Genomic DNA, 7,148 nt, shown 5'->3' with positions numbered 1-7,148 from the left:
AAAAACACGACCGAAGTCGTGTTTCTCAACATTATCCGAGGTATTCTTTTTGAAGCTCAAGAACTTCTTCTGCTGTCGAACATTCAGTCAATGCACGGTTAGCATATTCTTCCATCTTAGCAGTATCAAGAGTCTTCATCAAGCTACGTGTACGTAGTACAGATGTTGCTGACATAGAGAATTCATCAAGACCCATTCCGACAAGAAGTGGAACAGCTTGTTGATCACCAGCCATCTCACCACACATACCAGCCCATTTACCTTCAGCGTGAGCTGCTTTGATAACGTTGTTAATCAAACGAAGGATTGATGGGTTATATGGTTGGTAAAGGTATGAAACTTGTTCGTTCATACGGTCAGCAGCCATTGTGTATTGGATCAAATCGTTTGTACCAATTGAGAAGAAGTCAACTTCTTTTGCGAATTGGTCAGCAAGCATAGCTGCTGCTGGGATTTCGATCATGATACCAACTTGGATATCGTCTGCAACGGCAACACCTTCTGCAACCAATTTAGCTTTTTCTTCATCGAATACGGCTTTAGCAGCACGGAATTCTTTCAAAAGAGCAACCATTGGGAACATGATACGGAGTTGACCGTGAACAGATGCACGAAGAAGGGCACGGATTTGCGTACGGAACATAGCATCTCCAGTTTCAGAGATAGAGATACGCAAAGCGCGGAATCCAAGGAATGGGTTCATTTCGTGTGGAAGATCGAAGTATGGTAACTCTTTGTCACCACCGATATCCATCGTACGAACCACAACTGGTTTGCCGTTCATGCCTTCAAGTACAGCTTTGTAAGCTTCGTATTGTTCATCTTCAGTTGGGAAGTCTTGTGAGTCCATGTACAAAAATTCTGTACGGTAAAGACCAACAGCTTCAGCACCATTATCGTTAACACCTTCAACGTCTTTAGGTGTACCGATATTAGCAGCCAACTCAAAATGTTTGCCATCAGCAGTCACTGTTTGAGCGTCTTTAAGAAGTGCCCATTCAGCTTTTTGTTTAGCGTAAGCTTCACCAGCTGCTTTGAACGCTGCGATTTGTTCCTCAGTTGGGTTGATAATCACTTCACCTGTGATACCGTTAACCGCAAGCAAATCACCATCTTTTACAATTTCAGTGATGTTGTTTGTACCAAGAACGGCAGCAATTTCAAGTGTACGAGCCATGATAGCTGAGTGACTTGTACGTCCACCGATGTTGGTTACAAAGGCTTTTACAAATTGTTTGTTCAATTGAGCAGTATCTGAAGGTGTCAAGTCATGCGCGATAACGATTGACTCTTCATCGATAGTTGCTGGATTTGGCAATTTTGCACCAAGAAGGTGAGCCAATACACGTTTGGCAACGTCGCGGATATCCGCAGCACGTTCTTGCATGTATGGGTTGTCTTCCATGCCTTCAAAGATAGCGATGAACATGTCAGTCACTTCTTTAAGACCAGTTTCAGCATTTGTTTTCTTAGCACGGATTGTTTCTTTGATTTGACCAATCATTTCTGGGTCAGCAAGAACCATCAAGTGGGCATCAAAAACGGCTGCCGCTTCTTCACCGAGGCTATCTACTGCGTTCGCACGAATAAGAGAAAGCTCGTCTTGTGATGCTGCCAAAGCAGCATCTAGACGAGCTTCTTCTGCATTTGTATCTTCAACTGAAACAGTTTCAAATGACAAATCCGGCTGAACTAGTAGATATGCCTTAGCAACAGCAACACCATCTGATGCTGCAATTCCTTTAAGCATTTCTGTCATAGTCTTATGCCAATCCTTCTTTGTCCATTGTTTCTGAGATAGCTGCGATAGCGTCGTCAGCGTCTGCACCTTCAGCAGTGATTGTTACATCAGCACCTTGGCCAACACCAAGTGACATAACACCCATAATAGATTTCAAGTTAACTGATTTTTCTTTGTAGTTCAAAGTAATATCTGAAGCGAATTTGCTAGCAGTTTGAACGAGCAAAGTTGCTGGACGTGCGTGAATACCTGTTTCTGCCACAATGTGGAAGTCTTTTGAAGCCATGTTTGGTTTCTCCTTTGTTTTTTCAAAAATTGTAGGTTATCTGTGATAACCCTTACAATTTTGTATTATACCATTTATTGCATTCATTTTCAAGAATTTTTTATTAAGCTTTCAAAAATAAAGGCTTTCATACCAGTGTTTTCCTATATTTTTTCAATAATTCTTTGAGAAAACTCAGACGTCGAAAGCGCTAGCTTTCCAAGCATTTCTGCAAAATCCCCTGTCACTTGACCAGCCAAAATCGTCTCTTCTACCGCCTTGGTAATCAGCTGTCCCGCTTCTTTCCATCCAAGATAGTCTAGCATCATGACCGCCGATAAGAGGAGGGAACATGGGTTTGCCTTGTCTTGACCGGCAATATCTGGAGCCGTACCATGGGTCGCTTCAAAAACGGCATGACCAGTCAAATAATTAATATTCGCACCCGGAGAAATGCCAATCCCTCCAACTTGAGCTGCTACCGCATCACTAGCATAATCTCCATTCAAATTGGTCAGGGCAACTACTTGGAAATGCTGCGGATTAAGTAAAATCTGCTGCAAAAAATTATCTGCGATGACGTCATTGACCACTAAACGACCATCTGCCAATTGGTCTGCAAATTCACGCTCAGCCAGTTCGTAACCCCATTTACGAAATCCACCTTCGGTGAACTTTTGGATATTGCCTTTATGAACTAAGGTAACCTTAGTCAATTTATTTTCTAGGGCATAGACAATGGCCGAGCGAATCAGGCGTTCTGAACCCTCTTGTGAAATCGGTTTAATGCCAATAGCCGATGTCTCTGGGAAACGAATTTTCCTCACACCCATTTGCTGTTGAAGAAAGTCAATGACTTGAGTTACTTCCGCGCTCCCTTTTTCCCATTCAATCCCAGCGTAAATGTCTTCGGTATTTTCACGAAAAATAGTGACATTGGTTTTCTCAGGTTCTTTAAGCGGGCTTGGAACGCCTTCAAAATAGCGAACGGGACGTACACAGGCAAAGAGGTCTAATTCTTGACGGAGAGCTACATTGAGCGAGCGCATTCCTTGGCCAACTGGTGTTCCCAAAGGTCCCTTGATGGCCACCAAATTTTCCTTGATGACTTCAAGCGTTTCATCTGGGAGCGCTTGACCAGTCTCAGCAACCGCCTTGTCTCCCGCTAACACCTCCTGCCAAGCTATCGCTCGTTTACCAGCGTAAGCTTTTTCCACCGCCCTATCAACAATTTTTTGAACATTTTTCCAAATGTCCTGTCCAACTCCATCCCCTTCAATGTAGGAAATGATGGGGTTATTTGGAACCTGCAAGATACCATTCTTCATAAAAATCTTTTCTGCCATACTTACCTCCGATTGATAGGAATATAGACTAGGTCCATTTGACCTGCATAGTGGGAACGCGGGCGAATGAGTTTGTTGTTTTTCTTTTGCTCTTGAACATGGGCAATCCAACCAGCCATCCGACTCATGGCAAAAATCAGCGTAAAAATATCACTATCAATGCCCAACACATGGTAAACTGTCGCCGAGTAGAAATCAACATTGGGAATCAGCCCTTTTTCATGACGGATGAAGTCTTCTACTTCTTGAGATAGATTATAAAACTCTTCGTCATCCGTTCCCTGAGTCAGCGCCAGCGCCATTTCTTTCAAATACTTTTGACGCGGGTCAACCGTCTTATAAACTCGATGACCAAAACCCATAATCTTTTCTTTAGAATCCAACTTCTGACGCAAGTAACTTTCTGTGTCACCAGACTCCCGAATATCCATCAACATGTCAAACACGCGCTCATTGGCACCACCGTGGAGGGAACCTTTGAGGGTCCCAATCGCTGTTGTTACACAAGAATAGATATCCGTCAAGGTTGAAGCAGTCACACGAGCTGCAAAGGTAGAAGCATTTAACTCATGGTCAGCATGGAGAATAAGTGCTTTATTAAATGCACGAACTTCCAATTCAGTTGGTTCTTCTCCTTTTAACATGTAGAGAAAATTCGCCGCAAAGCCCAAATCTTCTCGTGGTGCAATAGGCGTTAACCCCTGACGCAAACGAGCAAAGGTTGCGATAATGGTCGGTACCTTGGCCATAATTTGGATAGACTGGTCATACATAACCTCCAAAGAATTTTCTTCCGCATGGATATTGTAGACTCCCAAAAGCGAAACCGTTGACCGCAAGACACTCATTGGATGCAAATGCTTGCGCGACTGAATCAGAATACATTGTTCAACCGCATCTGAAATAGCATACTCTGCTCGTAATTTTTCTTCAAACTGATTGAGTTCAATCTGTGTTGGCAGGTGTAAATTCCACAAGAGATAAATAACTTCTTCAAAGGAAGCATTGTTGTCCATAAACTCTGAAATATTGTAACCTGCGTAAGACAGCTCATCATTTTCGATGGCACTGATGCGCGTATCACAGGCAATCATATCCTTTAATCCCATACTTGCTGTCATGCCAATTCTCCTAACTTCTTCTTCACCACCATTGGCAAAATACCTCCGTAGCGATAATAACGAATATCTGCATCTGCATCAAAGCGTACTTTAACTTGGAATTCTTTTACTCCATCATTCGAAGTCGCTCGAACCGTCACAACTTGCCCAACTTTGACACTATCATTCACATCAATATCAAATCGTTCAGTCCCTGTCAAACCAAGACTTTCGGCTGTTTGACCTTCTAAAAATTGCAGAGGTAACACACCCATCATGACCAAGTTTGAACGATGAATACGCTCGAATGACTCAGCTAACACCGCCTTGACTCCTAACAAGCTAGAACCTTTGGCAGCCCAGTCACGACTAGACCCCATTCCATAATCCTTACCAGCAATAATCAAGCTACCAAGGCCAGATTCCTTATACTTCATGGCCGCGTCATAAATAGGAAGAATCTCACTATCATACTTGGTCCAACCACCGATTTTTCCATCAGCTAATTCATTTTTAATCCGAATATTGGCAAAAGTCCCCCGCATCATGACCTCATGATTGCCACGGCGACTACCATAGGAATTGAAATCTTGGTAATCCACACCATTTGCAGATAAATAGTTAGCTGCTGGACTAGTACACGCAATATTTCCCGCTGGAGAAATGTGGTCGGTTGTGACCGTATCTCCAAATTTAGCCAATACTGCTAGATTTTTTAGAGGAGAAATGGTCAAATCTTCCCTCAATTCATCAAAATAAGGTGGATTTTGGATGTAGGTAGAAGCCTGGTTCCAAACGTAATTTTTTCCAGTGCTGGTTTCAATTTCGTTCCACCGTTGGCTATCTGTAAAGACCTGCTTGTATTCTTCTTCAAATAAGTCGCGGGTGACATACTTATCCACATAAGCTGTCACTTCTTCCTGACTTGGCATGATGTCATTCAGATAAACAGCTCTGCCATTTCCATCAACACCAAGAGGTTCTGTCATCAAGTCCACATTGGTATTGCCCGCAAGAGCATAAGCCACAACCAGTGGAGGGCTAGCCAAGAAGTTGGCCTTGACCAGAGGATTAATACGTCCCTCAAAGTTGCGGTTACCAGACAGGACACCCGACACCAGCAAATCTTCTGACTGAATCGCTTCCGCCACCTCTGGCAAGAGATCACCTGAATTGCCAATACAGGTTGTACAACCATAGCCAACCAAGTTAAAGCCTAGCTTATCCAGATACGTTTGCAGTCCAGAATTTCGCAGGTAACCTGTTACCACTTTTGAGCCCGGAGCAAGCGAAGTTTTTACAGCTTTTGAAACGGTTAAACCACGTTCCACAGCATTTTTCGCCAAGAGACCCGCCGACATCAGAACATAAGGATTTGAAGTGTTGGTACATGAAGTGATGGCTGCAATAGCAACGTGTCCTGTTGAAATTTCCACATCCTCTTCTGCAAAATGAACAAGAGCTGTCTTCCCAACCTCTTCATCTGTCAAGCCAAATCCACGCACACCCACTTCCCGCACCAAACTAGCTTGAAATTCTTGCTTAGCATCCGTCAAGGCAATCAAATCTTGAGGACGCTTTGGTCCAGAAATTGCTGGAACGATACTGTCCAAATTGATTTCCACTACCTTGGTGTAGGTCGGAACCTTTTCCTCATCGTAAAAAATATGATTGACCTTAGCATAGGTTTCTGTCAGCGCAATATGTTCCTCCGAACGGTTTGTTAAGCGCATATAGTTAAGAGTTTCTTTATCAATCGGGAAATAACCGCAGGTTGCTCCGTATTCAGGCGCCATATTAGAAACTGTCGCACGATCAGCCAGTGATAAACTCGCTAAACCTGGACCGAAAAATTCGACAAATTTACCAACAACATGTTCCTGACGAAGAACTTGTGTCACTTTCAAAGCAAGGTCTGTTGCGGTAGCGATTTTTGGCAAAGAACCTGTCAAACGTACCCCAATCACCTCTGGCACTGGGAAATAAGAAGCTTCTCCTAGCATAGCTGCTTCCGCTTCGATACCACCGACACCCCAACCTAGAACGCCAATCCCGTTAATCATGGTTGTATGACTGTCCGTCCCAAACATAGAGTCTGGGTAAAGGAGACCGTCTTTTTCGATAATCACATCACTTAAAAATTCAATATTAACTTGGTGAATAATCCCCGTTGCAGGTGGTACTGCTCGATAATTATCAAAAGCAGTTTCTGCCCATTTAAGAAATTCGTAGCGCTCATTATTTCGTGTAAATTCCAGTTTCATATTTTCTTCCAGCGCAGTTTCCGTTCCAAAAACATCTACTTGAACACTGTGATCAATGACCAAATCAACTGGAATTTCTGGATTAATCAGATTAGGATTACCACCACGTTTAACCACTGCATCGCGCATAGAAGCCAAATCGACTACCACTGGCACACCAGTAAAATCCTGCAGGATAACACGGCTCGGTTTGAAAGGAACTTCTCCTTGTGGTGCAGTTGCCTGATAATGAACAAGATTCAAAATGTTATCTTTTGTAACATCTACACCATCTTCTTTCCGCAATAAGCTTTCCAAAAGGATTCGTATTGTATAAGGAAGAGATGAAATATTCACATTTTCATTTTGGCATGCTTGTGCAATATCAAAATAGGAAAATGAATGAGAATCACTAGTTACGATTTTTTTTACTTGTTCAACCATATCAGAACC

5 protein-coding genes are annotated in these 7,148 nt (G+C 42.9%); all 5 read right to left on the bottom strand.

All coding sequences use genetic code 11. The features are described 5' to 3' along the window. Positions 1-31 precede the first annotated feature (31 nt). The gene (ptsP, locus tag ACHUFA_RS03785) at positions 32-1,759 is read right to left on the bottom strand and encodes a phosphoenolpyruvate--protein phosphotransferase (RefSeq protein ID WP_222347416.1); all 1,728 of its coding nucleotides are present in this window, start codon (positions 1,757-1,759) and stop codon (positions 32-34) included. Positions 1,760-1,763: 4 nt separating this feature from the next. After that, a complete protein-coding gene (locus ACHUFA_RS03780) occupies positions 1,764-2,027 on the bottom strand; it encodes a phosphocarrier protein HPr (RefSeq protein WP_049617645.1) in 264 nt (87 codons plus the stop codon). Positions 2,028-2,170: 143 nt separating this feature from the next. Continuing rightward, a complete protein-coding gene (gene icd, locus ACHUFA_RS03775) occupies positions 2,171-3,352 on the bottom strand; it encodes an NADP-dependent isocitrate dehydrogenase (protein ID WP_394404960.1) in 1,182 nt (393 codons plus the stop codon). Between the two features lie 2 nt (positions 3,353-3,354). Continuing rightward, positions 3,355-4,473 carry a citrate synthase gene (locus ACHUFA_RS03770; protein ID WP_394404959.1) on the bottom strand — a complete coding sequence of 373 codons (1,119 nt, stop codon included), beginning with the start codon at positions 4,471-4,473 and terminating at the stop codon, positions 3,355-3,357. After that, entirely contained in the window at positions 4,470-7,139 is a 2,670-nt protein-coding gene (gene acnA, locus ACHUFA_RS03765) for an aconitate hydratase AcnA (protein WP_394404958.1), read from the bottom strand. The genes ACHUFA_RS03770 and acnA overlap by 4 nt, the downstream gene beginning before the upstream one ends. Positions 7,140-7,148 lie beyond the last annotated feature (9 nt).

The sequence above is a fragment of the Streptococcus hepaticus genome (assembly GCF_043656315.1).
GTDB lineage: Bacteria > Bacillota > Bacilli > Lactobacillales > Streptococcaceae > Streptococcus > Streptococcus hepaticus.
Note: the sequence above shows the minus strand (reverse complement) of the source record. Positions and strands in the feature narration are given on the sequence as shown.

What these genes read in the sequence shown, in the direction of transcription:
- ptsP (WP_222347416.1), bottom strand. Translation starts at nt 1,759, where the DNA reads ATGACAGAAATGCTTAAAGGAATTGCAGCATCAGATGGTGTTGCTGTT.
- ACHUFA_RS03780 (WP_049617645.1), bottom strand. Translation starts at nt 2,027, where the DNA reads ATGGCTTCAAAAGACTTCCACATTGTGGCAGAAACAGGTATTCACGCA.
- icd (WP_394404960.1), bottom strand. Translation starts at nt 3,352, where the DNA reads ATGGCAGAAAAGATTTTTATGAAGAATGGTATCTTGCAGGTTCCAAAT.
- ACHUFA_RS03770 (WP_394404959.1), bottom strand. Translation starts at nt 4,473, where the DNA reads ATGACAGCAAGTATGGGATTAAAGGATATGATTGCCTGTGATACGCGC.
- acnA (WP_394404958.1), bottom strand. Translation starts at nt 7,139, where the DNA reads ATGGTTGAACAAGTAAAAAAAATCGTAACTAGTGATTCTCATTCATTT.